Source organism: Streptomyces sp. NBC_01471, assembly GCF_041438865.1.
In the GTDB taxonomy this organism is placed as follows: Bacteria; Actinomycetota; Actinomycetes; order Streptomycetales; family Streptomycetaceae; genus Streptomyces.
This window is the reverse complement of the sequence record NZ_CP109450.1, coordinates 2,673,840-2,700,225: the sequence shown is the minus strand read 5'-3', so window position 1 is coordinate 2,700,225 and position 26,386 is coordinate 2,673,840. Positions and strand designations below refer to the sequence as shown.

Sequence of the window (26,386 nt, the reverse complement as noted above, 5' to 3'; positions counted from 1 at the left end):
TGTGCTCGATTCCAGGATCAGCCGACGACCTGGAAGGGCGTCAGATTGTCGGGGTTGTGCCGTTCGATCCAGTCCTTCCCGTCCGCCGCGATCCCTTCCAAGAGGCGGAAAGTATGGGTGAAGCCGGCCGCGCTGAGACTGATCTCGGAAATCTCCCGGGCGCTCTCGTCCGGTGCCAGTTGATGGGCATCGGCGTCCTTGACACGGATCTTCCGGGCTGGTCCGTTGGTGAGGACGAGTTCCAGGTCGTAGCCGACATCCGCGTTCTCCGTCACCTGCACCGAGGACAGTGCGTCGAACCGGTAGTTGCTCCGCTGCTCGTTCCTGCGCGTCGAGTCGACGAACTTGAACTCGGAGCTGATCTCGCGGATGCCGTCCCGGGTGAACAGAAACAGGCGGATGACGTAGTGCGAGTACCGCCACGGGCCGCCCCGGACCCGGGCTCGTCTGTAGGAGGGCGCCGGGGCCACCAGGATGGTGTGCGTGATCAGGTCCCGCCAGGCGAGCCGGTGGTGCTGCAGCGCCTCATCCACGAACGAAGTCTTGTCGCAGGTGAGCCAGGTCTCCATCTCCCGCTCGCTGGGGCGGGTCTCGTCCAGGAATGCCTTCCAGCGCTGATGAGCCTTCTGCCGTGCGGCCAGCTCCTCCTGGTACTCCCGAGCATCCCGGGCCACTCGGTGTCTTTCACGCCGGAGCTCCAGCCACAGCTGAACGGCCGCGTGCCCCGACCAGGTCGCACCGAGCAATGCCAGAAACGCCCACAGTGGCCGCGGCTGGGCAGCACCCGACACCGCCGTGCCGAACGCTGACAGAGCCACGGCGCCGAGAACAACGAGGGCTGCCACGGTCAGGACCTTCGTCCTGGCCGGCGTCCGGTCCAGGCGGTGTCGATCGAAGAGGGTGCCGTAGCTCTGGCGGTTCCTGCTCTCCTCGGCGAGGTACCGGATCAGCCAGGTGACCCGGTCCACACTGATCCGACTCTCCCGGTAGAGGTCCGCGATCTCGGCGGCGAGGCCGCTGCGGACCTCAGCGGTGTGTGCGAGCCAGGCTTCCGGCGTGAATCCGTGGGGTGTGCGGACGCTGAAGTAGTGATCGAACTTGCTGTGGACGCGTTTGGTGAACCCGTCCTCGGCAGGTGCGGGACCGTGCGGCTGTGGGGCGCCGCCCCCGGTCGTGTGGTCCGGCCGGGGTTCCCGGCCCCGCCACTGGACGCCGTAGCGGGCCGCGGTGCGGCCCGCGCCGACTGCCACCAGTGACTCGAAGACCGCCTGGGCCGGGTGCGCGATCCATGCCAGGGCCCCGAGGACGGCACTGCTGACCACGAACAGGACCAGCCGGAGCGGGAGGGCCGCCCGGGTAGTGCCAGCGGCGTCAGTGCTCAGGCGGGGGAGTACGGCACGCGCCCCGATGGGGGAGGGCTCGAAATAGGCCCAGACCCGTCCGACCCGGTCGTTGCCGAAGCGCTCCGCCCCAGCCCCTTCGAGGGTTTCCGCCCACAGGTCGTCCTTCAGGCCTCCGGTGAGCATGAGGTCGAGGTGGCGAAGGATCGCATCATGCTGGCGGGACGGCAGGTCCTGCAGCTGCTTCAGTACAGGTCCGGTCGCTCCGCTCGCGGTGCCGAGCGCCGCCAGCAGGTCGAAAGTGACACGCATGGCGTCCTTCCACTGGTCCTCGGCGTAGGCCCCCACGAGCCCGGAGGCGTGGCGCAGCCGCTGGACCTCTTCGACGCTGAGGTCGTGGTAGGTGCGTGCGCTGAGCATGGCGAGCACCCAGTGGAAGCGAACCTCCGCGTTGTGGTAGCCGTGGGCGATCGCGTCCGTGATCATTTCTCGGGCACGACTGGGAATTCCGTCTTCCAGAAGCCGCACGCCCACCCTGTACTTCTCCTGCGGCGAAGCATCCGGGTGGACGAAGTAGACGTTGGAGTTGTGTACGGTCTCTGCCTGGATCCCGATGGTGGAGTCGTACGCGGCCGAGCCGTACGTGGCACCGTTGCTGTCGCTCATGCCCGGTCACCAACTGTCGCGACCAAGGGGGCCAGCTCGGCCATCAGTGCAGGGCACTCCACGACCAGTCCGCGCAGTCTCCTGAGCGTCATGGTCGCCCGCTTCGACGAATCGGGGGTGTTTTCGCCGGCCGACCGGAGGGCGGAGTCCAGGTCGGCCAGGGCCTCCCGGTACGTGTCCTCATCGAGGGCGTCTTCAGCATGGTGCCGCCTCAAACTTCCGCGGAAACGGTTGAGCGTCGCGATCAGGTTCACCGGGCCGGACTCCTGCGGAGCCGTGTTCATGTGAACGCTGCTGCCCGTGACCGAGCCAGCCATGATGCCGACGGTGCTGTTGTGAGTGGTGTTGCTGACGTGTCGGCCGAGCCGGTCGGCCGAAGGGGCCTTGCCGTCCCGAGGCACCGGGGCCTCCTCCTGTTCCGCTGTCAGTTCCACCGCCAGCCGGATGGCGAACGCCGCCGCGTTCGCTGCGGCCTGCGGCTGCCAGTTGCGGTCGTCCGTGCTGTTCTTCGTGCCGTCCGCCCGGTCGCTGATTCCCCGAATGATGGCCACCGGGGCCCCGTTGAGATGGCCGGCCTGCGCCACACCGGCCGCCTCCATCTCGATGGCGAGTGCGTCGTTGTAGTGCTGCCGGATCCACTTCGCTTCGGCCGAGATCCTTGAGTTCTGGACGATCTCGCCGGCGGCGACCGCCCCGAAGCGAACCTGTGGCGCGTCCTCGTGACCGGAGGCGGAATCCGCCCAGTCGTCCAAGCGGGCCAGGTGCGAGGCGAGCTGGCTGATGCCGTGCGGTGCTTCCCACACCCGCGGGCGTGCTTTGAGCCCGTCGTCCTCGCTGGTCCCACCGTGGTATGCGTACACGTGTGACGCCATGACGACGTCACCCAGCCTGGTGGCGTCCCATAAAGCGCCGGCGACCCCGACGAACAGCACGGCCACCGGCGAGAACTCCTGAATCGCGCGTTCGGCGATCACCGCGGCGGAATGGTTCCCCTTGCTCGTCAGGCCGAGCGCGACACGGCACGACGTACCCTGCACGGTTCCCACTTCGAACCGGGTACCACGCTCATGGCGGTGCATCTGCGGACTCGCCAGCTTCTGACGTACGGCCTGATACTCGAGATTGAGGGCGGTGAGAATCACCATCGGGCCTTTCGACATCTATTCCTCTTTCCCTCTCGTGTTCTCTTCCGTTGCGGGCGGCGCGGGGCGGATCAGCGGTGGGAACAGCACGGTCTTCGGACCGGCCCGGTACAGCTGTGCAGGCCGTCCGCCCGTGCTCTTGCGGTCCGTACCGACGGGGAGGATGAATCCCTTCGCGGCCTGGACCTTGCGGTAGAAATTGCGAGTGTCGAGTGCGGTGCCCCAGACGGCCTCGTACACCTGTTGTAGCTCTGCGATGGTGAATTCCGCCCCGCAGAAGGCCGTGGCCAGCGATGAGAACTCAAGCTTGGTACGCGCGTGTTCGATCCCGTCCGTTGCGATTCGGCGGTGGTCGAAGGCGAGTTCCACCCTTCCCGACAGCACGGCGTGCGCGGGAACCCACGCGGCATCGGTGGCATCCGTCCCCGCGACCGGGTCGGGCAGTCCCGGCGCGATCGCCAGGTGTGCCACGGAGACGACTCGGCCCCGGGGGTCGCGACCCGATTCCCCGTACACGCCCAGCTGTTCAAGGTGGACCCAGCGGGACGCCAGAGCCGTTTCCTCGCCCAGTTCGCGGTGAGCGGCATCCAGGATCTCCTCACCGTCGTGGTTCAGGAATCCTCCGGGCAGGGCGGACATACCGCAGAAGGGGTCTTCGCCCCGCTCCACCAGGAGGACGTGCAGGTGGCCCTCCCGCAGCGTCAGGATCACGAGATCGACCGTCAGTAAGACAGGGGGAGGTGACCACGCGTCATGTTGCATGTGTGGCACGGTACTTCAGTTACTGTCACTTGCACAAGAAGGGGGTCGGGACTTGCTGTCGCGTTCGATCCCACGGTCCCAGCGCGGGTGGCGGGAGTGTGCGGACGGGCCGGCGGGACCCCGCCGGTCCGCTGGGTTTCGGGGTTCCCACGGCCGGTGCTGCGATACTGCCCGCATGGTGAACCGCCTGGCCGATGCCATGTCCCCGTACCTGTTGCAGCACGCCGACAACCCGGTCGACTGGTGGCCGTGGTCGCCCGAAGCATTCGAGGAGGCAGGGCGGCGCGATGTGCCCGTTCTGCTGTCCGTCGGCTACTCCGCGTGCCACTGGTGCCACGTCATGGCCCACGAGTCCTTCGAGGACGGGCCGACCGCCGCCTACCTCAATGAGCACTTCGTCCCGGTCAAGGTCGACCGGGAGGAGCGCCCGGACATCGACGCCGTCTACATGGAGGCCGTCCAGGCCGCCACCGGCCAGGGCGGCTGGCCGATGACCGTGTTCCTCAACGCCGAGGCCCAGCCGTTCTACTTCGGTACGTACTTCCCGCCCGAGCCCCGGCACGGCATGCCGTCCTTCCAGCAGGTGCTCGAAGGTGTCACGGGCGCCTGGACCGACCGGCGCGGTGAGGTGGACGAGGTCGCCGCCAAGGTGGTGGAGGACCTGGCGGGGCGCTCCCTCGCACATGACGCGGCCGGGCCGCCCGGTGCGGACGACCTCGCGCGGGCGCTCCTCGCGCTGACCCGGGAGTACGACGCCAAGAACGCCGGGTTCGGCGGCGCGCCCAAGTTCCCGCCGTCGATGGCCGTCGAGTTCCTGCTGCGCCACCACGCCCGTACCGGCTCCGACGGGGCGCTCCAGATGGCCGCCGACACCTGCGAGGCGATGGCGCGCGGCGGGATGTACGACCAGCTCGGCGGCGGGTTCGCCCGGTACTCCGTCGACCGGGAGTGGCGGGTGCCGCACTTCGAGAAGATGCTCTACGACAACGCCCTCCTCTGCCGGGTGTACACGCACCTCTGGCGGACCACCGGATCGGATCTGTCGCGCCGGGTGGCCCTGGAGACCGCCGACTTCATCGTCACCGAACTGCGCACCCCTGAGGGCGGGTTCGCCTCGGCGCTGGACGCCGACAGCGAGGACGCGGACGGCCGGCACGTCGAGGGGGCCTACTACGTATGGACCCCGGCCCAGCTGCGCGAGGCGCTGGGCGAGCAGGACGGCGAGCGGGCCGCGCTGCTGTACGGGGTCACCGAGGAGGGCACGTTCGAGGAGGGCTCGTCCGTCCTCCAGCTGCCGGGCGACGACGCCCCCGCCGGGCTGCGCGAGCGGCTGCTCGCCGCGCGGAGTTCGCGGACCCGGCCCGGCCGGGACGACAAGGTCGTCGCGGCCTGGAACGGGCTGGCTGTCGCGGCCCTCGCCGAGGCCGGTGCCTGCTTCGACCGCCCCGATCTGGTCGAGCGCGCCACCGAGGCGGCCGACCTCCTGGTACGTCTGCACATGGACGACGGAGCCCGGCTCTCCCGTACGTCCAAGGACGGCCGGGCCGGCGCCAACTCCGGTGTCCTGGAGGACTACGCCGATGTCGCCGAGGGATTCCTCGCGCTGGCCGGGGTGACCGGGGAGGGGGTCTGGCTGGAGTTCGCCGGGTTCCTGCTCGATCTCGTACTCGACCAGTTCACGGGCGAGGACGGCTCGCTCTACGACACGGCACACGACGCGGAGCCGCTGATCCGCCGCCCCCAGGACCCGACGGACACCGCGACCCCCTCGGGCTGGACCGCCGCCGCCGGAGCGCTGCTCTCGTACGCCGCGCACACCGGCTCCGAGGCTCACCGCACCGCCGCCGAACGGGCGCTCGGGGTGGTCAAGGCGCTCGGCCCGCGTGCGCCGCGCTTCATCGGCTGGGGGCTCGCGGTGGCGGAAGCCGCCCTCGACGGGCCGCGCGAGGTGGCGGTCGTGGGGCCCGCCGGCGACCCGGGGACGTCGGCCCTGCACCGCACGGCCCTGCTCGCCACGGCGCCGGGCGCGGTGGTAGCGGTGGGGGAGAGCGGCAGCGACGAGTTCCCGCTGCTCGTGGACCGGCCGCTGGTCGACGGGCGCCCCGCCGCGTACGTCTGCCGGAACTTCACGTGCAGCGCGCCGACGCCCGATCCGGACGTACTGGCGGAGCAGTTGGGCGGGGGCCAGCAGGACGCGTAGCGCAGGCACGTAGCGGCAGCTGTGGCCGGGACCCGTCACCTTCGGAGCGAAGGGGCGTGGGTCCCGGCCACAGTTGTGCGCGGTGCCGGGCCGTCAGTAGGCGACCAGTGAGATCGCCACGTACTGCGCGATGAACGCGGCCAGCGTCAGCGAGTGGAACACCTCGTGGAAACCGAACCAGCGCGGCGACGGGTTCGGGCGCTTGAGCGCGTAGATCACGCCGCCCGCGCTGTAGAGCAGTCCGCCGACGACGACGCAGACGAGGACGGCCACCCCGCCCGCCCGCATGAAGTCGGGCAGGAAGAAGACCGCGGCCCACCCCATCGCGATGTAGCAGGGCGTGTACAGCCAGCGCGGCGCGCCGACCCAGAAGACCCGGAAGGCGATCCCGGCGAGTGCCGCTCCCCAGACCGCCCAGAGCAGCGGGGCCGCTGTCGACCCGGGCAGCAGGAGCAGCGTCAGCGGTGTGTAGGTGCCCGCGATGATCAGGAAGATGTTCGCGTGGTCGAGCCTGCGCAGTACGGCCTCGCCGGTGCGGCCCCAGGTGCCGCGGTGGTAGACCGCGCTCACCCCGAAGAGCATGCAGGCCGTGAGGATGTAGATCGCGCAGGCGACGCGTGCGCGGGTGGAGTCCGCGAGGGCCACGAGCGCCAGCCCCGCGACGATCACGGCCGGGAACATCCCTGCGTGCAGCCAGCCGCGCAGTCGGGGCTTCACCGGCTGCGCGCTCTGCGGGGCGAGCGCGGTCGGTTCTGGGACGGCGGAAGTCATATGCCGATGCTACCTACGTACCCGTAGGTTCCGCGGTGCCTGGTGGGCCTTACCCGTGCCGGCGGGGACGACGGCCGTTCCGTCCGAGTGGCGACGCTCACATGAGAGACCCCCTGGACAGATGGGCGGAAGGCGCGGATCATCAGATGAGTGCGAGCGGCACCGGATGAGCGGCTACGAAGCATCCGGGCCGTGGCCCCCAAGGGGCAAACCAACCCTCAGCCCTCACATACGTGCATTGGAGCAATCGTGGCGCGCGACATCGCGGCTCCCGCTGTCCTCCCGACCGAGCACCAGGAACTGATCTCGTGGGTGAACGAGATCGCCGAGCTGACGCAACCGGACAGTGTGGTCTGGTGTGACGGATCCGAAGCCGAGTACGAGCGCCTGTGCGGTGAACTCGTGGCCAAGGGGACCTTCCGGAAACTCGACCCGGTCAAGCGCCCGAACTCCTACTACGCCGCGTCCGACCCGTCGGACGTCGCTCGCGTCGAGGACCGTACGTTCATCTGCTCCGCCAAGGAGGAGGACGCCGGTCCGACGAACCGCTGGAAGGCCCCGGCGGAGATGCGCGAGATCTTCTCCGGCTCCGGCGGCCGGGGCGGTGTCTTCCGCGGCTCGATGCGCGGCCGCACGATGTACGTCGTCCCGTTCTGCATGGGCCCGGTCGGCTCGCCGCTGTCCGCGATCGGTGTGGAGATCACCGACTCCGCGTACGTCGCCGTCTCGATGCGCACGATGACGCGCATGGGCCAGGACGTCCTGGACGAGCTCGGCTCCGACGGCTTCTTCGTGAAGGCCGTCCACACCCTGGGCGCCCCGCTCGCCGACGGCGAGGCCGACGTCCCGTGGCCCTGCAACTCCACCAAGTACATCTCGCACTTCCCCGAGGACCGGGAGATCTGGTCGTACGGCTCCGGGTACGGCGGTAACGCCCTGCTCGGCAAGAAGTGCTACGCGCTGCGCATCGCCTCGGTGATGGCGCGGGACGAGGGCTGGCTGGCCGAGCACATGCTCGTACTGAAGCTGACCCCGCCGCGCGGTGAGTCGAAATACGTGGCGGCGGCGTTCCCCTCGGCCTGCGGCAAGACCAACCTCGCGATGCTGGAGCCGACCGTCTCCGGCTGGACCGTCGAGACCATCGGCGATGACATCGCCTGGATGCGCTTCGGTGAGGACGGTCAGCTGTACGCGATCAACCCGGAGGCCGGATTCTTCGGCGTCGCGCCCGGCACGGGTGAGCGGACCAACGCCAACGCCATGAAGACGCTGTGGGGCAACTCCGTCTTCACCAACGTCGCCCTGACCGACGACGGCGACGTCTGGTGGGAGGGGATGACCGAGGAGACGCCCGCGCACCTCACGGACTGGAAGGGCAACGACTGGACGCCCGAGTCCGGCACCCCCGCCGCCCACCCCAACGCCCGCTTCACCACCCCGGCCGGGCAGTGCCCGATCATCGCCCCCGAGTGGGAGGACCCGAAGGGCGTGCCGATCTCGGCGATCCTCTTCGGAGGCCGCCGCGCCTCGGCCGTACCGCTGGTCACCGAGTCCTTCGACTGGAACCACGGCGTCTTCCTCGGCGCGAACGTCGCGTCCGAGAAGACGGCCGCAGCCGAGGGCAAGGTCGGCGAGCTGCGCCGCGACCCGTTCGCCATGCTGCCCTTCTGCGGGTACAACATGGGCGACTACATGGGCCACTGGGTGAAGGTCGGTGCCGACAAGGACCCGGCGAAGCTCCCGAAGATCTACTACGTCAACTGGTTCCGCAAGAACGACGCGGGCAAGTTCGTCTGGCCCGGGTTCGGTGAGAACAGCCGCGTCCTGAAGTGGATCGTCGAGCGCCTGGAGGGCAAGGGCGAGGGCGTCGAGACTCCCATCGGTGTCCTGCCGGCCAAGGGCGCGCTCGACACCACGGGCCTGGACGTCTCGGAGGCCGACATGGACTTCCTGCTCACGGTGGACAAGGAGGTCTGGCGCGAGGAGGCGGCGCTGATCCCGGAGCACCTCAACACCTACGGCGACCACGCGCCGAAGGAGCTGTGGGACGAGTACCGGTCGCTGGTGAAGCGTCTGGGCTGACGCCCGGCGGCTCCCGTCCGGAGCCGCACCGAAGCCACGCGGCGGGTCCACCCGACATCCGCCCTGACCTGTGGGGTCATCCCGGCCCGCCGCGTACGGCCCGGCCCCCGGAACCAGATCTGGTTCCGGGGGCCGGTCTTTTCACGTCCGCTTCTTCGGGTCCGCTTCTTCGTGTCCGCGCGGTGCGGGGAGGTGAGTGGCACCCGGTCCGCGCGCCTCCGCGGCCCGCGAACCGGGGCCGATCAGTGGGCGCCGGCGAGGTGCCGTGCTGCCAGGTGGGCGTCCATCCGCTCCGCCGAGAGGATCGCCGCCGCGGTGTCCGCGCGGGAGGCCGCCACCAGAAGGGCGCGGCCCGCGAGGTGGTGGGCCCGGTCGTGCAGGTCGGCGGGGGTGGCGTTGCTGAGGCCCGCGTGCCGGGTCGGCGGGGTGCCGCGCAACCTGGCCACCTGCTCCGCGATGCGGTCGCCCTCGGCCGCCAGGCCCAGCTCGTCCGTCACGGCGAGGAGCGCGGCCAGATGGCCCGCGAGCTGGATGTCCAGCTCCTCGTCGCGGCTGCGGCGGGGGTAGCCGGCTGCTGCGGACTCCTCGGCCATCGTCTGGACCGACTTGGTGCGGATCGGTTCGTACATGGGATGGCCTCCTCCTCGCGGACAGGACTCCATCCTAGCGTCCTACATTAGATTCTGTCTAAAGTTGAGCCAGGTCGTGACTCGCCGCTGCTCCTGGATCACCTGCCGGTGACCCACCGCTGCTGCCCGTGACTCACTTCTGCCCGTGATCCACGCCCTCGCGGCTCACCGCTGTGAGTAGCCGTCCAGGAAGTTTCCGATCCGGATCACCGCGTCCCCCAGCTCCTTCGCCGCGGGCAGCGTCACGATGCGGAAGTGGTCCGGCTCCGGCCAGTTGAACCCCGTACCGTGCACCACCATGATCTTCTCGGCGCGCAGCAGGTCGAGGACCATCTGGCGGTCGTCCTTCACCTTGTAGACCTTCGGGTCCAGCCGCGGGAAGAGATACAGCGCCCCCTTGGGCTTGACGCACGTCACCCCGGGGATCTGCGTCAGCAACTCGTACGCCGTGTCGCGCTGCTCCAGGATGCGTCCGCCCGGCAGCACCAGGTCATTGATGGACTGCCGCCCGCCGAGTGCCGTTGCCACCGCGTGCTGCGAGGGCATGTTGGCGCAGAGCCGCATGTTCGCCAGGATCGTCAGGCCCTCGATGTACGAGGACGCGTGCGCCTTCGGGCCGCACACCGCCATCCAGCCGGAGCGGAACCCGGCCACCCGGTAGTTCTTGGAGAGGCCGTTGAAGGTGAGGACCATCAGATCGGGGGCGATGGCCGCCGTCGGTGTGTGCGTGGCGCCGTCGTAGAGGATCCGGTCGTAGATCTCGTCCGAGCAGATGGTCAGGGAGTGGCGGCGGGCGATCTCCGTGATGCCGCGCAGCATCTCGTCGTCGTACACCGCGCCCGTCGGGTTGTTCGGGTTGATGACCACGATCGCCTTGGTGCGGTCGGTGATCTTCCGCTCGATGTCGGCGAGGTCAGGCATCCAGTCGGACTGCTCGTCGCAGCGGTAGTGCACGGCCGTGCCGCCCGCCAGCGAGATCGAAGCGGTCCACAGCGGATAGTCCGGGGCGGGGACGAGCACCTCGTCGCCGTCGTCGAGCAGCGCCTGCATCGACATCTGGATCAGCTCGGAGACGCCGTTGCCGAGGTAGATGTCCTCGACGCCCAGCTCGATGCCCTTGGTCTGGTAGTGCTGCATCACCGCGCGGCGCGCGGACAGCAGCCCCTTGGCGTCGCCGTAGCCGTGCGCGTCGCCGAGGTTGCGGAGCACGTCCTCCAGGATTTCCGGCGGGCACTCGAAACCGAAGGCCGCCGGGTTGCCGGTGTTGAGCTTGAGGACGCGATGACCTGCCGCCTCCAGCCGCATGGCCTCCTCGAGCACCGGGCCCCGGATCTCGTAACAGACGTTCGCGAGCTTCGTTGACTGGATCACCTGCATGTCCGCAACCTTACGGTGACATGACCGCGACGGCCCGGTGTTTTCGCCCACAGGGGGGAGCCGGACGGAAGCGGCCCGTCCTGCCGGGGGAGAGGCAGGACGGGCCGCGGTCGGCGGGCGGGGACGGTGGCCGCCGGGCGGCCTCTCAGGCCCCGCCGGGTGTACGCCGGACCGAGCGGCCCGCGAGCACATCCGTGCGCCGGCCGTCCTCGATCACGAAGCGGCCGTCGATCAGGACGTGCGGGATGCCGGTCGGCAGGGTGCGCGGCACCTCGAACGTGGAGCCCGCCGCGACGGTCTCCGGATCGAAGAGGACCAGGTCGGCGCGGTAGCCCTCACGGACCAGGCCGCGGTCCGGCAGCCGCAGCCGGGCCGCCGGGCGCGAGGTGAGATGAGCCACGCACTCCTCCAGCGACAGCACGCCCAGCTCCCGTACGTACCGGCCCAGGTACTGGGGGAAGGTGCCGTACGCGCGGGGGTGCGGCTTGGTCCCCTGGAGGATCCCGTCGCTGCCGCCGGTGTGCACGCGGTGGCGCATGATCCGCCGGACGTTCTCCTCGTGGCCGACGTGCTGGAGGATCGTCGAACCGAGCCGGTCCTCGATCAGCAGCCGCCGCGCCGTCACCCACGGCTCCTCGCCGCGCTCGCGCGCACTGGCCGCGACGGTCCGGCCGACATAGCCGCTCAGCGCGGGGTCGGACACCCCGGAGATCTCGATGGCGTCCCACTCGATGGGCACCCCGTGGCAGCCGTCGGCCCCCTCGACCTCCATGACCTGGCGGATCTTCCGGGCCGTCTCCTCGTCCCGGAGCCGCCCCATGATCGCGTCCGGCCCGCCCTCGCTCGCCCAGCTGGGGAGCATGGCGACGAGCGTCGTGCAGCCCGGGGTGTACGGGTAGGTGTCGAGGGAGATGTCCGCGCCGCCGTCCAGGGCGTCGTCCAGGAGGGCGAGCAGTTCGGGCGCCTTCCCCTTGTTCACGCCGAAGTTCATGGTGGCGTGGGCGAGATGGAGCGCGCAGCCCGCGGCGCGGGTGAGGCCGACCATCTCCCGGTACGCCTGGAGCGCGCCCGCTCCGTAACTGCGGTGGTGCGGGCAGTAGTAGCCGCCGTAGGAGGCCACCACCCGGCACAGCTCGGTGAGTTCGGCGTCGTCCGCGTACATGCCCGGGGTGTAGGTGAGCCCCGACGACATGCCGACGGCGCCCTGCTCCATGCCCTCGGCGACCAGCTGCTTCATCCGCTCGGTCTCGGCCGGGGTGGCGGGCCGGTCGTCCCAGCCCATCGCGTACATCCGCAGGGTGCCCTGCGGGATCAGGTACGCCGCGTTCACCGCGATGCCCCGGTCGAGCCGGTCCAGATAGCCGCCGACGGTGTGCCAGTCGAAGTCGATGTCCGCGCCGTCGCCGTTCCACCCGGTGATGGCCCGGCGGACCTCGGCGCGGGTGCGGTCGTCGACCGGCGCGTACGACAGGCCGTCCTGGCCGAGGACTTCCAGCGTCACGCCCTGTGCGGCCTTCGCCTCGTGACCCGGGTCGCGCAGCAGCGCCAGGTCGGAGTGGGCGTGCATGTCGATGAAGCCGGGCGACAGGGCGAGCCCGTGCGCCTCCACCACCCTTGGTGCGCCGGGCCGTTGGCCGGACCCCTCGCGGACGATGGATGTGATGCGGCCGCCGTCGACGGCGACGTCGGCGCGGTACGAGTCGCCGCCGGTTCCGTCCACCACCCTCACGTCGCGGATGACGAGATCCATGGCTCCTGCTCCCTTGCCCTGTTGCTCTGCTGCCCGGCTCGCCGGCCGCTAGAAGTACGTGCGGATGTAGTCCGTCACCGTGCCGTCCGCCTCGACGAGCGGGATCAGCTGCCACTTGTCGAAGGAGGTGCAGGGGTGCGAGAGCCCGAGCCCCACCCAGTCGCCGACCTCAAGGCGTGCCTCGGCGGTGGTGCGCAGCCAGCCGTGCTGGTCGGAGAGGCCGGTGAGCGTGATGCCGGCGGCCGGGCGGACCTCGCCGGTGCGCCCGTCGCGGACGGCCTGCGCCTGCGGCAGGTCCAGGTCGTACGCCGCGTCCCGCTTGCCCGCGTTGACGAACGCCTGTTCCCCGGTGGGCCGCGAGACGACCTGCGCCCAGAGCCGGAAGGCCGGCTGGAGCGCGCCCTCGGACGGCACCCGGTTGAAGGGCGTCAGATGCTTGTAGTGGCCGTCGTCGTGCGAGACGTAGGCGCCCGAGCGCAGCAGCTTCAGTACGGGGACGGAGAGTGCGGGCACCTCGGCGAAGACGTCGGCCACCGCGTCGAACCAGGCGCTGCCGCCCGCGCTCAGCACGATCTCGTCGACGCCCGCGAAGCGGCCCGCCCGGTCGAAGTCGGCGGCGAGCGCGACGAGTCGGCGCAGCCAGGCGCTCACCCTCTCGGTGTCGGCGTCGGGCACTTCGCCCTCGTAGCCGGCGACGCCCACCAGCCGCAGCGTGTCCGTCGCGGCCACCGCGTCCGCCACGGCCGCGCACTCGGCGGGGGTCCGCACGCCGGTCCGCGCGCCGTCGCCCGCACCCAGCTCGACCACCACGTCGACCGGGCGGGCGGAGCCGCGCAGCGCCTCGTCCATCAGCTCCACACCGCGCACGGAGTCGACGTAGCAGAGGAAGCGGAAGCCGGGGTCGGCGGCCAGCTCGGCGGCGATCCACCGCAGCGCGGGCGCGTCCACGATCTCGTTGGCCACGAAGATCCGCTGCACCCCGAAGGCACGGGCGACCCGCACCTGGTGCGGTACGGCGAGGGTGATGCCCCAGGCGCCGTGCTCGGCCTGCCGGTCGAAGAGCTGCGGGGCCATCGAGGTCTTGCCGTGCGGGGCGAAGGCGAGGCCGTGCCGTGTGGAGTACGTCTCCATGAGGGCGAGGTTGTGCTCGACCGACTCGGCCGAGAGCGCGAGCACGGGGGTGGTGAACCCGCCGGTGAAGAGGTTCCGGCGCTCGGCGGCCAGGGCGGCGACGGTCAGCCCGTCGGCGCCGGGCGGCAGCCCCTTGAAGCGGTGGTCGACCACTTCCGCGCCGATGGTCTCGCGTGCGTCCGCCGCGTTCTCCGCGCCCGTCGTGCCTGCCGCGCCCGCCATGGAACCTCCCAGAGAGTTCACGTTGCATCATGTGCAACGCTCATTGCGCATATCGCTCACCGCTGTCTAACATCCGAGCCATCGCCGGGTCAACGGAGCCCCCGGCCGCCCACCACCGAGGAGCGAGACCCATCGTGACCGCCCAGCACACCCCAGTGCCCCCAGTGGACGTCGTCTGTCTCGGCGAGTCCATGGTCACGTTCCTGCCCTCCCGGCCCGGCCGCCTCGCCGACGTCCCCTCCTTCGACCGGGGCATCGGCGGCGCCGAGTCCAACGTGGCCTGTGCGCTGGCCGCCGCCGGGCACTCCGCGCGGTGGATCAGCCGGGTCGGCGCCGACGGCTTCGGCGACCACCTGACCGAGGCGGTCGCGGCGTACGGGGTCGACACCTCGGCCGTCCAGCGCGACCCGCACCGCCCCACCGGCGTCTACTTCCGCACCGCCGACGACCGTGACGCCGACCACCACGAGGTCGTCTACTACCGCGCCGGGTCCGCCGCGAGCGCGATGGCGCCCGGTGCGCCGCCCCGCACCGCGCTGTGGTCCGGGCAGGTGCTCCACCTCTCCGGGATCACGGCCGCGCTCTCGCCCGGCTGCCTGGCCCTGATGCGCGAACTGACCGCGCCGGCGCCGGGCCGTCCGCTGGTCTCCTTCGACGTGAACTTCCGCCCGGGGCTGTGGCGTGACGCCGACGGGGCGGGCCCCGCGGTGCTGCTGGAGCTGGCACGCGGGGCCGACGTGGTGTTCGTCGGCGAGGACGAGGCGGAGGCGGCCTGGGGCGTCCGGGGCGCTGCCGCGATCAGGGCCGCGCTGCCGGAGCCCGGAGTCCTGGTCGTGAAGCGGGGGTCCGCGGGCGCCGTGGTCTTCGCCGCGGACCCCGCCTCGCAGGACACCGTCACCACCGTCCCCGCCCTGCGCGTGGACGTCGTCGCCCCGGTCGGCGCGGGCGACGCCTTCGCCGCAGGGTTCCTCTCCGGCACCCTGCGCGGCCTCCCGGTCCGGGACCGCGCCCGGCACGGCCATCTGATGGCCGCCGCCGCCCTCACCGTCCACGGCGACCTGGCCGACCCGCCGTCCCGGGCCCTCGCCGACCGGCTCGTGGCTCTCGACGACACCGCCTGGGGCACACTTCGGATCGGCCCCGGCTGGACCGAGACCGTGTCCGACACGACCGGCGCCGACGAGGAGGTACGTACGCCATGAGCCAGACCGTAGACCGGGCGCTCTCCATCCTGCCGCTGCTCGCCCGGGGGCCCGCCGACCTCGGCCAGGTCTCGGAGAGCCTCGGCGTCCACAAGTCGACCGCGCTGCGGCTGCTCCGTACCCTCCACGAGCACGGCCTCGTCTACCGTCAGCAGGACCAGCGCTACCGCCTCGGCACCCGCCTCTTCGCGCTCGCCCAGGAAGCCGTCGAGAACCTCGACGTACGGGAGATCGCGCACCCCCATCTGGCCAGGCTGAACGAGGAGTGCGGGCACACCGTGCACCTCGCGGTGTACGAGGAGAACGAGGTCCTCTACATCGACAAGGTCGAGAGCCGCTACCCGGTCCGGATGTACTCGCGGATCGGCAGGCCCGTCGCGATCACCGTGGCGGCCGTCGCCAAACTGCTGCTCGCGGACCTCCCCGAGCCGGAGCGGCGCACCGTCGCCGAGCGGCTCGACTACCCCACCTACACGGCCCGTTCGACACCGAACGCCGGCGCCTTCCTCAAGGAGCTGGCCACGGTGCGCGAACAGGGCTGGGCCACCGACCTCGGTGGCCACGAGGAGTCCATCAACTGCGTCGGAGCCCCCATCCGGGGCGTGGACGGCCGGGTTGTCGCCGCCATGTCGATGTCGGCGCCCAATGTGGTCGTGACCGCAGAGGAACTCCTCACCCTGCTCCCGCTGGTGCGCCGCACGGCCGACGCCATCAGCGGCGAGTACGCGGGCACCGCACCGCAGCCGAAGACCGTCCCCCCGCACCACCCCCCGAAGGAAGCAAGGGCATGACCGAGAAGACCGCTCTCACCCCCGCCACCCACACGACGCCGCCCGCGAAGTTCTCGCACGGCGTCCGCAAGGGCAACATCCTCCAGGTCGCCGGCCAGGTCGGCTTCCTGCCGGCCGTCGAGGGCCAGGCGCCCACCCCGGCGGGCCCGACCCTGCGCGAGCAGACCCTCCAGACCTTCGCCAACGTCAAGGCGATCCTGGAGGAGGGCGGCGCCACCTGGGACGACGTGATGATGATGCGCGTCTACCTGACGGACGTCGCGCACTTCGCCGAGCTGAACGAGATCTACAACGCGTACTTCGAGGAGCAGGGTCTCACCCAGCCCGCCTCGGCCCGTACGACGGTCTACGTCGGCCTGCCGCCCGGCCTGCTCATCGAGATCGACGCGCTGGCCGTACTCGGCTGACACCGCCGCACCGCACCACGGCACGGCGCCCCTCCCCCCTTCCGGGGCGCCGTGCCGCGCTTCACCCTGCCCCGCCGCACCCCCGGGTGCTGACGTCCCCCGCCCTGAAGTTCCCGAGGTAACAACGGAGTTCCCCCATGTACTTCGCCGCTGAGACCCCCGCAGCGCCACCCCACACCGGCGGCCTGCTCGCCATCGTCGGGGGCACCACCGGTCTGCTGACCGTCGCCGTCCTCGGCATCGCGCTCCTCCTCTTCCTGATCATCAAGGTCAGGCTGCAGCCGTTCGTCGCGCTGCTCGGCGTCTCCATAGCCGTCGGCCTCGGTGCCGGACTCTCCGTCACCGAACTCTTCGGCACGGTCCAGAAGTCGTCGTCCGTCTCGATGATCGAGTCGGGCATGGGCGGCATCCTCGGGCACATCGCGATCATCATCGGCCTCGGTACGATGCTCGGCTCGATCCTTGAGGTCTCGGGCGGCGCGGAGGTGCTGAGCGCCCGGCTGCTCAACCTCTTCGGTGAGAAGCGCGCCCCGCTCGCGATGGGTCTCACCGGCCTCATCTTCGGCATCCCGATCTTCTTCGACGTCGGCATCTTCGTCCTCGCGCCGATCGTCTACGCGGCCGCCAAGCGGTCCGGCAAGTCCATCGTCCTGTACGCGATGCCGCTGCTCGCGGGCCTGTCGATGACCCACGCGTTCCTGCCGCCGCACCCGGGTCCGGTCGCCGCCGCCGCGCTCTTCCACGTCTCGCTCGGCTGGGTCATCCTGATCGGCGCCGCCTGCGGCATCCCCGCCGTGCTGGCCGCCTGGGTGTACGCGGCGTGGATCGGCAAGCGCCTCTTCGTCGCAGTGCCGCAGGACATGGTCGAGGCCGCCGAGGAGGCCAAGGCGGCGGTCGTCGCCGAGCAGCGGGCCCTCGGGGTCAAGCCGCAGGAGAAGCCGGTCCCGCTGGGCACGGTCCTCGCGATCATCGGGACCCCGCTGATCCTGATCCTGCTGGCGACGTTCTCCTCGATCGCGCTGGACCCCTCGACGCTCCGCTCGGTCCTGGAGTTCTTCGGCCACCCCTTCGTCGCCCTGACGATCGCGCTGTTCCTCTCGTACTACCTGCTGGGCATCCGCCGCGGCTGGTCGCGCAAGTCCCTCGAAGCGGTCTCGACCGCCTCGCTCAAGCCGGTCGGCAACATCCTGCTGGTGGTCGGCGCGGGCGGCATCTTCGGTGCGGTCCTCAGCGGCAGCGGCATCGCGGGCGCGCTGTCCAAGACCTTCAACGACGTGGGCCTGCCGGTCATCGTGCTCGCCTATCTGATCTCGCTGGTGCTGCGGGTGGCCCAGGGCAGCGCCACCGTGGCGATCGTGACCACGGCCGGCATCGTCCTGCCGCTGGTCGACGGCCAGCACCTCTCGCAGCCCCACCTCGCGCTGATCATCATGGCCATCTCGGCCGGCTCGATCTTCGCCTCGCACGTCAACGACGGCGGATTCTGGATGGTCGCCAAGTACTTCGGCATCTCGGAACGCGACACCCTGAAGTCCTGGACGGTCCTCGAATCGGTCCTGTCGGTGGCGGGCTTCGTGGTCGCCGCGCTGCTCAGTCTGGTGATCTAGGGCCAACGCCGTTCAGTTAGGGCGGGGCCTGGGGTGTCAAGGGCTGCTCGTGAGCATGTTGATGCTGATGGTGGCTTTGTAGGTGGTCCGGTCAATGGCGGGTCCGCGTGCGTTGTATTTGGAGATTGCTCGTTTGACGATGCGGTCTTTTGTGCGGACCCGCCGGGTGGGCAGGAGGTGGGCCAGGACGTGACGGCCTATGGTGCCGACGAGATCGATGTCGGTGCCGGTGATGATGCCGGCGGCCAGGACGAGCTGGTCCCGGGCGGTGGCGAGGGCGGTGAAGAAGCCGGCCCTGTCGGGGTCGGTGCCCGGGATGCTGTCGGTGGCGTCGGTCATCGCGGTCCGCAGTGCCTGGTAGGCGGTGAGCAGGGACCAGACCTCCTGCTCGATGCCGTCCGGGGTGCGGGCCCGCAGGACGCGTCCGCCCAGCATCGTGGACTTCAGCTCCGCGTAGGCGGTCTCGATCTCCCAGCGTTCGTGGTAGAGCCGGACGAGTTCACCGGCCGGGTGGGTGTCAGGGTCGGTGAGGGTGGTCAGCAGCCGGTAATGGCCCGTGCGTGTGCCCTGGGCGGTGCGGATACTGATCTCGGCCTCGATGACACGCACGGTCAGCGGACCGATCCGGGTCAGTGTCGAGCCGTCACGGCAGCGGACCAACGGTGGCAGCTTCCGGTTCGTCTTGCAGCGCACGAGCAGATCGGCGCCGGTGGCGGCCAGCTGGTTCAGCAATGCGGCGGAGGCGAAGTTCCGGTCGCCCAGCAGCAGCATCCCAGCCCGCAGGTCCACCGCCAGGCGGCGGGCGTACTCCAGTTCGCCGGTCGTGGCCGGACCGAACACGGCCCCGATCACCGACCGGGTCCCGCAGGCCACCAGCGCGGCCAGACGCAGTTGCGGGTAGCCCGAGATCCCGTTGCCGAGCCGCTGCCGGGTGAACACCGCAAGGTTGGCCGGGCAGTCCGGGACCGACAGAAGGGTGCCGTCGACTGCCACGACCCTCAGACCTCGCCATCGCCCGGCGGCAGCGGTCGTGGCCGCAGGCCCACTCACCAGGTCGAACAGGGCTTTCATCGGTGCCGGCCCCAGCCGTTGGCGGGCCTGGCGAAGAGCGCTGCCACTGGGCCGGACTGGTGCCAGGCTCGCCAGCCCGGCGCATAACCGGTCGAAAACCTGCTGATAGCCCAGCCCGTTGAAGAGTGCCGCGGCCAGCAGCAGGTAGACCGTGACCCGCGCCGGCACCAGCCGGACCCTGCGCTGCACCGCACCGGTCTGTTCCAGCACTTCATCGACCATCTCGAACGGAACGATCCGGGTCAGCTCACCGATATGCCCCGGTGCGAACACCCCTGCCGCTACCCCGACGGTCCTTGATATGGCAGCCTGTTCCAACAGCGGAGCTCCTGTGGTGAGGATGTCTTGGAGTGACATCCCTCTTCTACAGCAGCTCCGCTGCCTCGTTCACCAGCCTTGACGAACGACTTCCACGCCTAACTGAACGGCGTTGGATCTAGGGCCGCTGATCCAGGGCCGTTGATCCAGGGCTGCTGATCCGGGGCCTTCCGCCCGGACCGGACCGGGCGCCCCGGACGCGACGCCGCGTCCGGGGCGCTCTTCCGTCACCGGACACGTGACCGGCCCACCGACGCTCCGGGGGAGGGGATGGGGTGAACGCCCGAGCAGATGTTCCCGTACTGGTGAGGGCGTGTCCCGGCCTAGAGTTATGTGCTGACAGCGGACCCGTACGGCGGTTGCCGCCGGTTCGTGGGCCGCGTCCTCGCCGAGGGAGGCTGCTCGTGGCCAGTGCCTTTCAGGAGCGCAAGCTCAGGGAGATGTTCGCGGCGTTCGACGCGGACGGTGACGGTCTGCTGCGCGAGAACGATTTCCGGGCGCTCGTCGCCCGCTGGAGCCGGCTGCCCGCGGCCGGACCGGGGACGGAGCTCGGCGCGCGGATGGAGACGCTGCTGATGGGGTGGTGGGCGGCGCTGCTGGAAACCGGTGACGCCAATGGGGACGGGGCGATCGACATGGGTGAACTCCTGGCCCTGGTCGACCTGCTGCCCGCCATGGTCGCGGACGTGGAGGCGACGGCCGACACCATCTTCGACGCCGTGGACGCCAACGGCGACGGTGTGATCTCCCCGGAGGAGCACCGCAGTCTCGTCGAGACCTGGAACGGACGGTCCGCCGACATGACGGGCGTCTTCGAACTGCTCGACCTGAACGGCGACGGTCACCTCAGCCGTGACGAGTTCGCCCTGCTGTGGCGCCAGTTCTGGATCAGCGACGACCCGGCGGAGCCTGGCAACTGGCTCTGCGGCCGGTTCCCCGCCTCGTAGGGGACTCCGGACGGGCGACCGGGCCGGGCAGCCGGATCATTTACGGGACACGGCCTACGCCATCTGGCGCCGCACCAGTTCGTGCAGGCGGCCGCCCGTGTCCGCGAGGAGTTGATCCGGCGGGCCCTGCTGGACGATGCGCCCGTCCGCCATGACGACGACCCGGTCCGCGTCCATCACCGTCGACAGGCGGTGCGCGATGACGATCCGGGTCGCGTTCAGGGCGCGCGTGCTGTCGATGACGGTGCGCTGGGTCTCGTTGTCGAGCGCGCTCGTGGCCTCGTCGAAGAACAGGATGCGGGGGCGCCGGATCAGCGCCTGCGCGATCATGAGGCGCTGGCGCTGTCCGCCCGAGATCGCGCCGCCACCGACGATCATCGTGTGCAGCCCCATCGGCATCCGCTTGATGTCCTCGGCGAGACCCGCCATCGCCGCCGCCTCCCACGCCTCCTCCTGCGTGAACACCTCGGCGCCGCAGATGCAGTCCAGGATCGAACCGGTCAGCGGTTGCGCGTTCTGCAGCACGACCCCGCACTGCCGGCGCACCGCCGCCCGGTCGAGCGCCGTGAGGTCCTGGCCGTCGTACAGGACACCGCCCGCGACCGGCCGGTCGAAGCCGATGAGGAGCCGCAGGAGCGTCGACTTGCCGCAGCCGCTCGGGCCGACGACCGCCACGAACTCGCCCGGCCGGACGGACAGCGACACGTCGTCGAGGACGAGCGGGCCGTCGTCCGTGTACCGGAAGGACACCCCGCGCGCCTCGATCTCCCCCGTCAGGACACCCGGCTGGGTGCTGGCGGCGGGTACCTCGGGCGCCGCGTCGAGGACCGGCTTGATCTGCTCGAACATCGGAAGGACCGCGGCCGCCGAGAGCGTCGCGCCCGTGAGCTGCGTGACCGAGGTGAGCAGCATCGTCACCGCGGTGCTGAACGTGAGGAAGTCGCCCGCCGACATGCTGCCCCGGGCCGGGCCGGCGAGCAGCATGAACATCACCAGTGAACACAGCGGCAGATAGACGGAGTTGAGGACCGTGGTCAGGTTCTTGACGCGTCCCGCGCGGCGCTGGAGCTCCCTGCTGCGCGCGAACTCCCCGGCCCACGCGGCGTACGCGAAGCTCTCCGCGCCCGCGACACGCAGCTTGGGCAGGCCGCGCAGCGTCTGGAACGCCTGGTTGTTGAGCTTGTTGCCGAGCACCACGAGGCGCCGCTGCCAGCGCAGCTCCCACAGCCCGAGGGTGAGGAAGACGGCCGCGATCACCGCCAGCATGCCGAGGGCGGTCAGCGCGAGGGGCACGCTGTAGCAGAGCAGCAGGACGAGGTTCATCACGCCGACCGTGCCCGCCTGCACCACCAGGGGGCCCACACCCGACAGGAGCCGGCGGATCGCGCTGACGCCCATCGCCGCACTGGCCAGTTCGCCCGTGGAGCGCGAGGCGAAGAAGCGCGTCGGCAGCCGCAACAGCCGGTCCCACACGGCTGGTTGCAGGGCGCCCTCGATCCGGCCCTCCATCCGCAGCACCGTCAGGTTCTGCAACAGCATGAACGCCGCCGACACGATGCTCGTCACCATCACCGCGAGGGACACCTGGACGATCAGGTCCGACTCGGCGTTCGGCACGTACTCGCCGAGGACCCGCCCGGTCGCGACCGGCACCAGGGCGCCGATCGCGACGGTCACCAGGCCCGCGCCGAGCAGGTTCCGTACGTCGCCCCGGGTGCCGCGCGCACTGAACCGCAGCAGCCGCAGCGGGCCGAGCGGCCGGTCGGGCAGCGGCCGGTACAGCATCACGGCCCGCGGTTCGAACCCGTCCGCGTTGCCGTCGTCGATCCGGGTGGGCCGCCCGCTGGAGGGGTGCACCGCCTCGTACCCGCCGCGCCGCCACAGGAGCGCGACCGGGGTGCCGGACGCGGCCCGGTACCCCACCAGGGGGCCGGTGTTCTCGCGCCACCAGCGGCCGTCGAGACGGACGCCGCGGCTGCGGATCCGCGAGGCGACCGCGATCTGCTCCACCGGGTCGATCCGCTCGCTCACGGCCCCGCTCCGTGCGGGCTCGGTGAGCGCGATCCCGGCCGCGTCGGCGACCAGCTTGCACGCGCCGTACGTCGCGTCGTCACCGGCCCGGGAGGACGCGTGTCGTGAACTTCCCCTGCCCTGACGGCCGATGGACGCGATCAGTGTCCGGTCGGCGTTCTCGCGGACGGTCTCGCCCGCCTTGATCCCGGCTGCCGTACGGGTCTCGTGCGCACGCTCCAGGCGCTCGATCCACCGGTCGAGGGCGGCGAGCAGCCGGAACTGCTGATTGACCATGCGCTGCCACATCGCCCCGTCGACCAGCAGGTCGCCGGCCGCGTCCGCGCTGTACGAGGCCCCGTACTGCACGCTGCCCGGCATGACCGGCAGCCACAGGATGTCGTCGTCGCCCACGGAGTCGTCGCCCGCGGTCCTGCCGTCGAGCGGGGCCTCGAACAGCACCCGCTGGCTGCGGCCCGCGCCCAGCGCGAAGGCGTGCTCCAGCAGGCTCAGGGCCGAGTCCTGGGTGTCGTACTGGCTGAGGTACTGCTGGTCGTGCGCCCACGAGCCGTCGCCGTGGTCGGGGACCTGTAGTTCCCGCAGCGCGATCCGGCGCAGCACGCAGCCCCGGAGCGGCCGCCCCACCAGGGTGTGCTGCGGGCCCTCGACCGGCCCGAGGAGCAGTGTCCCCGCCTCCAGCCGGCCCAGGAAGTGCCAGTGCCCCTGCGCGGCGGCGTCCACCGCGAACAGGTCGAGCGCGCCCCCGACGACGAGCCACAGGACCTGGGGCCCCTCAAGTGGCAGGCTGCGCAGGCCGGTGCAGTCCACCGGCACGCCCAGCGCGCCGAAGGCGGCGGTCACCTGGTCGCCCGCCGCGTTCTCCTGGCCCGTGTACGTCATGTTCAGTGCTCCCTGACCAGTTCGGCGTACGGCCCTCCGGCGGCGACCAGTTCCTCGTGGCGGCCGCGCTCCACGACCTCGCCGTGGTCGAGGACCACGATCTCGTCGCTGTCGCGGACCGTGCTGAGGCGGTGCGCGATCACCACACAGGCGCAGCCGCGGCGCCGCAGATTGTCGATGATGACGTGCTCGGTCCCGGCGTCCAGGGCGCTGGTCACCTCGTCGAGCACGAGGACGCTCGGCCGCCGGACCAGGGCTCGCGCGATTTCGAGCCGCTGGCGCTGCCCGCCGGAGAAGTTCCGCCCGTCCTGCTCGACCCGGCCCCGGATGCCGCCGGGCCTGCGCGCCACGACGTCGTACAGCGCCGCGTCCCTGAGCGCGTCGACGACCGCCTCGTCCGGGATCGACGGATCCCACAGGGCGACGTTGTCGCGGACCGTGCCCTCGAAGAGGAACACGTCCTGGTCGACGAACGACACGGACGCGGTCAGGGCGCCCCGAGGGATGTCCTCAAGCCGCTGCCCGTCGATCCGGATCGTGCCCTCCCACGGGCTGTACAGACCGGAGATCAGCCGCGACACCGTCGACTTGCCGCTGCCCGAGCCGCCCACGAGGGCGACCTGCTGCCCCGGTCCGACGGCCAGCGAGAAGCCCGTCAGGAGCGGCTTGTCGAGCGGGCTGTAGCCGAACGTGACGTCGTCGAGCGTGACGTGCCCCTTCAGGCGGCGGGTGTCCGCGGCCGGGTCGGAGCGGGTGTACAGGGAGTCCGCGGGAAAGCTCTCGACGTCCTTCAGACGCGTCACGTCGGCGGCGAAGTCCTGGATACGGCCCGCGACGCCGTTGAGGCGGGTGATCGGCGCGGTGAAGCGCACCACGAGCGCCTGGAACGCCACGAGGAGCCCCACCGACAGATGCCCCTCGACCGCGCGCAGACCGCCGATCCACAGGATCAGCGCGCTGTTCAGCGTCGCCAGGGTCGGCGCCACGATGCCCAGCCACGCGCTCGGCACCCCGAGGCGCTGCTGCTCCTCCAGGGTGGTGGCGTGCTGCCCGGCCCAGCGCCGGAAGTAGCCGTTCTCGCCGCCGGTCGCCTTCATCGTCTCGATCAGCTGGAGGCCCGTGTACGCGGTGTTGGTGAGCCGGGCCGTGTCCGCGCGCAGCTTCTGCGTCCGCGTGGCGCGCAGCCGGATCACGATCCGCATCGCGACGACGTTGCCGAGCGCGACGCCCACGCCGACGAGCGTCAGCTGCGGGTCGTACGTCCACAGCAGCGCCGCGTACAGCAGCACCACCACGCCGTCGACCCCGGCGGCGGTCAGATCGCGGGCGAGGGTCTCGGCGACCGCGTCGTTCGACTGGAGGCGCTGCACCAGGTCGGCCGGGCTGCGCTGCGCGAAGAACGTCACGGGGAGCCGCAGCAGATGGCCCAGGAAGCGTGCGCTGCTCAGGGTCGACGCGATGATGCGCCCGCGCAGCAGGTTCGCCTGCTGGAGCCAGGTGAGAACGGCGGTGAGCCCCACCATCGTGGCCATCGAGGTGAACAGCGCGCCCAGCAGCGAGGTCCGGTCGCCGATCAGGAACATGTCGATGTAGGTACGGCTGAGCGCGGGCAGCGCCGCGCCGGCCGCGACCAGGAGCAGGCTGGCGAGGAGGGCCGCGAGCATCGTGCCCGTGGTGCCGCGGAGGCGCGCGGGCAGCGCCCGCAGGACGCCCGGTCTCCGGCCGCCCCCGCGGAAGCCGTCGCCCGGTTCGAGGACGAGGACGACGCCGGTGAAACTGGTGTCGAAGTCCTCGGCGGGCACGAACCTGCGCCCCTTGTCCGGGTCGTTGATGTGCACGCCGCGCCGTCCGAAGCGCCGGCCCGTGCCGTCGTAGACGACGTAGTGGTTGAACTCCCAGAAGAGGATCGCGGGCGCCTGGACCTCGGCGAGGGCGGCCGGTTCCATCTGCATGCCCCTGGCCGTCAGTCCGTAACTGCGGGCCGCCTTGAGGAGGTTGCTGGCCCGCGAGCCGTCGCGCGAGACGCCGCAGGCGATGCGGAGCTCTTCGAGGGGGACGTGGCGGCCGTGGTGGGCGAGGACCATGGCCAGGGCGGCGGCGCCGCACTCGACGGCCTCCATCTGGAGGACGGTGGGGGTCCGTACCGTCCGGTGGCGGCGCTGCGGCCTGGGCGCGGGGCGTGCCCGGCGGCGGCCGTGGCCGGCCGGCGGCAGCTGCCGCTGGGCGGCGGGGGAGGGGCTCACGGGAGCAGCCAATCGATCGGGCGCTGCTCGGCGAGGTGCACGGCGCCGGAGGCCGGGGTCATGGAGTCGAGTGCGTACGGCGGTCCGTTGGATGACGACCACGCGTAGCCCGACTTCGCGGCGGACGACGCGACCAGCTTCACGAGCACCGCGACCTTCGGGCCGCCCTTCGTGAACTGCGCGGCCAGTTCCTTGTCGCCGAGGAGGCCGGCTGTCTGCTGCCGGGTCTGCGCGCCGCGCCCCACCGCCTTGACGCGGCCCCGCAGCAGTCCGTACTGCTGGGCCGGGGCCGACTGGACGGTGAGATCGACGTCCGCGCCGACCGGTACGGTCCCCGCGCTGTCCGCCGGGACGTACACGAGGGCGAGCAGGGGATCCCGGGTGCTGCGGGTCTTCTCCACGGTGGCGACGTCGGCGCCGGTGGTGACGACCGCGCCGATCCCGGCGACGAGCGTGGTGACCCGGCCCGCGTCGATGGCGCGGACGAGCCGGTCGCCCCGCGCCGTACGGACCTTGAGGACCGGCGCGCCGGCGGCCAGGCGCTGCCCCTCCTTGGCGAGCACGCCCGTGACCTGACCGGTGACGGGGCTCTGGAGGACGTAACTGCCCTGCGCGTACGTGAGGATGCCGGGTGCGCGCAGCGTCGACGACACGGACCCGGTCACCGTCCACACGGCGGCGGCGGCCATCACGACGACCGTCACCACCAGGGCGAGCAGCCCCTGCGGCCGGGCGAGACGCACGGGAAGGTCGAGTTCCTCGGGCGACTGCAGCTTGGACAGGGCCTGTTGGCGGAACTGCACGGCGTTCTTCCCTTA

At 71.0% G+C, this 26,386-nt stretch carries 19 protein-coding genes; 7 read left to right on the top strand and 12 right to left on the bottom strand.

Annotated elements, in window-relative coordinates:
* Nucleotides 1-17: 17 nt before the first annotated feature.
* The 3 genes from OG285_RS11505 to OG285_RS11495 are packed head-to-tail and all read right to left on the bottom strand — an operon-like array spanning nucleotide 18 to nucleotide 3,910.
* Nucleotides 18-2,006 (bottom strand): hypothetical protein, encoded by a 1,989-nt coding sequence (locus OG285_RS11505; RefSeq protein ID WP_371790901.1) that lies wholly within the window; start codon nucleotides 2,004-2,006, stop codon nucleotides 18-20.
* Nucleotides 2,003-3,166, bottom strand: a complete 1,164-nt coding sequence (locus OG285_RS11500; RefSeq protein WP_371790900.1) for a purine phosphorylase — start codon at nucleotides 3,164-3,166, stop codon at nucleotides 2,003-2,005. The genes OG285_RS11505 and OG285_RS11500 overlap by 4 nt, the downstream gene beginning before the upstream one ends.
* Entirely contained in the window at nucleotides 3,167-3,910 is a 744-nt protein-coding gene (locus OG285_RS11495; RefSeq protein WP_371790899.1) for an NUDIX domain-containing protein, read from the bottom strand. It lies immediately after the preceding gene.
* Between the two features lie 175 nt (nucleotides 3,911-4,085).
* Between OG285_RS11495 and OG285_RS11490 the strand changes: the two genes are divergently transcribed.
* Nucleotides 4,086-6,110, top strand: coding sequence for a thioredoxin domain-containing protein (locus OG285_RS11490; protein ID WP_371790898.1), 2,025 nt, complete (start codon nucleotides 4,086-4,088; stop codon nucleotides 6,108-6,110).
* A gap of 93 nt (nucleotides 6,111-6,203) precedes the next feature.
* On the opposite strand, the gene OG285_RS11485 is transcribed toward OG285_RS11490, so the two are convergent.
* Entirely contained in the window at nucleotides 6,204-6,881 is a 678-nt protein-coding gene (locus tag OG285_RS11485; protein ID WP_356836142.1) for a hemolysin III family protein, read from the bottom strand.
* 249 nt (nucleotides 6,882-7,130) lie between these two features.
* Here OG285_RS11485 and OG285_RS11480 point away from each other — a divergent pair, with 249 nt between their 5' ends.
* A complete protein-coding gene (locus tag OG285_RS11480; RefSeq protein ID WP_371790897.1) occupies nucleotides 7,131-8,963 on the top strand; it encodes a phosphoenolpyruvate carboxykinase (GTP) in 1,833 nt (610 codons plus the stop codon).
* A 242-nt stretch (nucleotides 8,964-9,205) separates the two neighbouring features.
* Here the strand turns inward: OG285_RS11480 and OG285_RS11475 are convergent, their stop codons facing one another.
* The 4 genes from OG285_RS11475 to OG285_RS11460 all read right to left on the bottom strand — a co-directional run bounded on the left by OG285_RS11475 (nucleotide 9,206) and on the right by OG285_RS11460 (nucleotide 14,072).
* Nucleotides 9,206-9,592 (bottom strand): hypothetical protein, encoded by a 387-nt coding sequence (locus OG285_RS11475; protein ID WP_356836138.1) that lies wholly within the window; start codon nucleotides 9,590-9,592, stop codon nucleotides 9,206-9,208.
* Nucleotides 9,593-9,757: 165 nt separating this feature from the next.
* Nucleotides 9,758-10,969 carry a pyridoxal phosphate-dependent aminotransferase gene (locus tag OG285_RS11470; RefSeq protein WP_356836136.1) on the bottom strand — a complete coding sequence of 404 codons (1,212 nt, stop codon included), beginning with the start codon at nucleotides 10,967-10,969 and terminating at the stop codon, nucleotides 9,758-9,760.
* Nucleotides 10,970-11,114: 145 nt separating this feature from the next.
* Nucleotides 11,115-12,719, bottom strand: a complete 1,605-nt coding sequence (locus OG285_RS11465; protein WP_371790896.1) for an amidohydrolase family protein — start codon at nucleotides 12,717-12,719, stop codon at nucleotides 11,115-11,117.
* A 48-nt stretch (nucleotides 12,720-12,767) separates the two neighbouring features.
* A complete protein-coding gene (locus OG285_RS11460; protein ID WP_371790895.1) occupies nucleotides 12,768-14,072 on the bottom strand; it encodes an amino acid deaminase in 1,305 nt (434 codons plus the stop codon).
* 134 nt (nucleotides 14,073-14,206) lie between these two features.
* Between OG285_RS11460 and OG285_RS11455 the strand changes: the two genes are divergently transcribed.
* The 4 genes from OG285_RS11455 (at nucleotide 14,207) to OG285_RS11440 (ending at nucleotide 18,079) form a co-directional block, all read left to right on the top strand.
* Nucleotides 14,207-15,274, top strand: coding sequence for a sugar kinase (locus OG285_RS11455; RefSeq protein ID WP_371790894.1), 1,068 nt, complete (start codon nucleotides 14,207-14,209; stop codon nucleotides 15,272-15,274).
* A complete protein-coding gene (locus OG285_RS11450) occupies nucleotides 15,271-16,065 on the top strand; it encodes an IclR family transcriptional regulator (RefSeq protein WP_356836128.1) in 795 nt (264 codons plus the stop codon). The genes OG285_RS11455 and OG285_RS11450 overlap by 4 nt, the downstream gene beginning before the upstream one ends.
* Nucleotides 16,062-16,472 carry a RidA family protein gene (locus tag OG285_RS11445; protein WP_266853723.1) on the top strand — a complete coding sequence of 137 codons (411 nt, stop codon included), beginning with the start codon at nucleotides 16,062-16,064 and terminating at the stop codon, nucleotides 16,470-16,472. The genes OG285_RS11450 and OG285_RS11445 overlap by 4 nt, the downstream gene beginning before the upstream one ends.
* A gap of 137 nt (nucleotides 16,473-16,609) precedes the next feature.
* Nucleotides 16,610-18,079, top strand: a complete 1,470-nt coding sequence (locus tag OG285_RS11440) for a gluconate:H+ symporter (RefSeq protein WP_356836126.1) — start codon at nucleotides 16,610-16,612, stop codon at nucleotides 18,077-18,079.
* Between the two features lie 36 nt (nucleotides 18,080-18,115).
* Here the strand turns inward: OG285_RS11440 and OG285_RS11435 are convergent, their stop codons facing one another.
* The gene (locus OG285_RS11435) at nucleotides 18,116-19,507 is read right to left on the bottom strand and encodes an IS4 family transposase (RefSeq protein ID WP_371789814.1); all 1,392 of its coding nucleotides are present in this window, start codon (nucleotides 19,505-19,507) and stop codon (nucleotides 18,116-18,118) included.
* A 365-nt stretch (nucleotides 19,508-19,872) separates the two neighbouring features.
* On the opposite strand from OG285_RS11435, the gene OG285_RS11430 reads away from it, so the two are divergent.
* On the top strand, nucleotides 19,873-20,415 hold the full coding sequence (locus OG285_RS11430; protein ID WP_356836124.1) for an EF-hand domain-containing protein: 543 nt from the start codon (nucleotides 19,873-19,875) through the stop codon (nucleotides 20,413-20,415).
* 54 nt (nucleotides 20,416-20,469) lie between these two features.
* Here the strand turns inward: OG285_RS11430 and OG285_RS11425 are convergent, their stop codons facing one another.
* From OG285_RS11425 to OG285_RS11415, 3 genes are read right to left on the bottom strand one after another with little or no spacing between them, the layout of a single operon-like run.
* Complete coding sequence (locus OG285_RS11425) at nucleotides 20,470-23,325, bottom strand: NHLP bacteriocin export ABC transporter permease/ATPase subunit (RefSeq protein WP_371790893.1); 2,856 nt, start codon at nucleotides 23,323-23,325, stop codon at nucleotides 20,470-20,472.
* Nucleotides 23,326-23,327: 2 nt separating this feature from the next.
* Nucleotides 23,328-25,580 carry an NHLP family bacteriocin export ABC transporter peptidase/permease/ATPase subunit gene (locus tag OG285_RS11420; protein ID WP_371790892.1) on the bottom strand — a complete coding sequence of 751 codons (2,253 nt, stop codon included), beginning with the start codon at nucleotides 25,578-25,580 and terminating at the stop codon, nucleotides 23,328-23,330.
* Complete coding sequence (locus OG285_RS11415; protein WP_371790891.1) at nucleotides 25,565-26,371, bottom strand: HlyD family efflux transporter periplasmic adaptor subunit; 807 nt, start codon at nucleotides 26,369-26,371, stop codon at nucleotides 25,565-25,567. The genes OG285_RS11420 and OG285_RS11415 overlap by 16 nt, the downstream gene beginning before the upstream one ends.
* Between the last annotated feature and the right edge of the window lie 15 nt (nucleotides 26,372-26,386).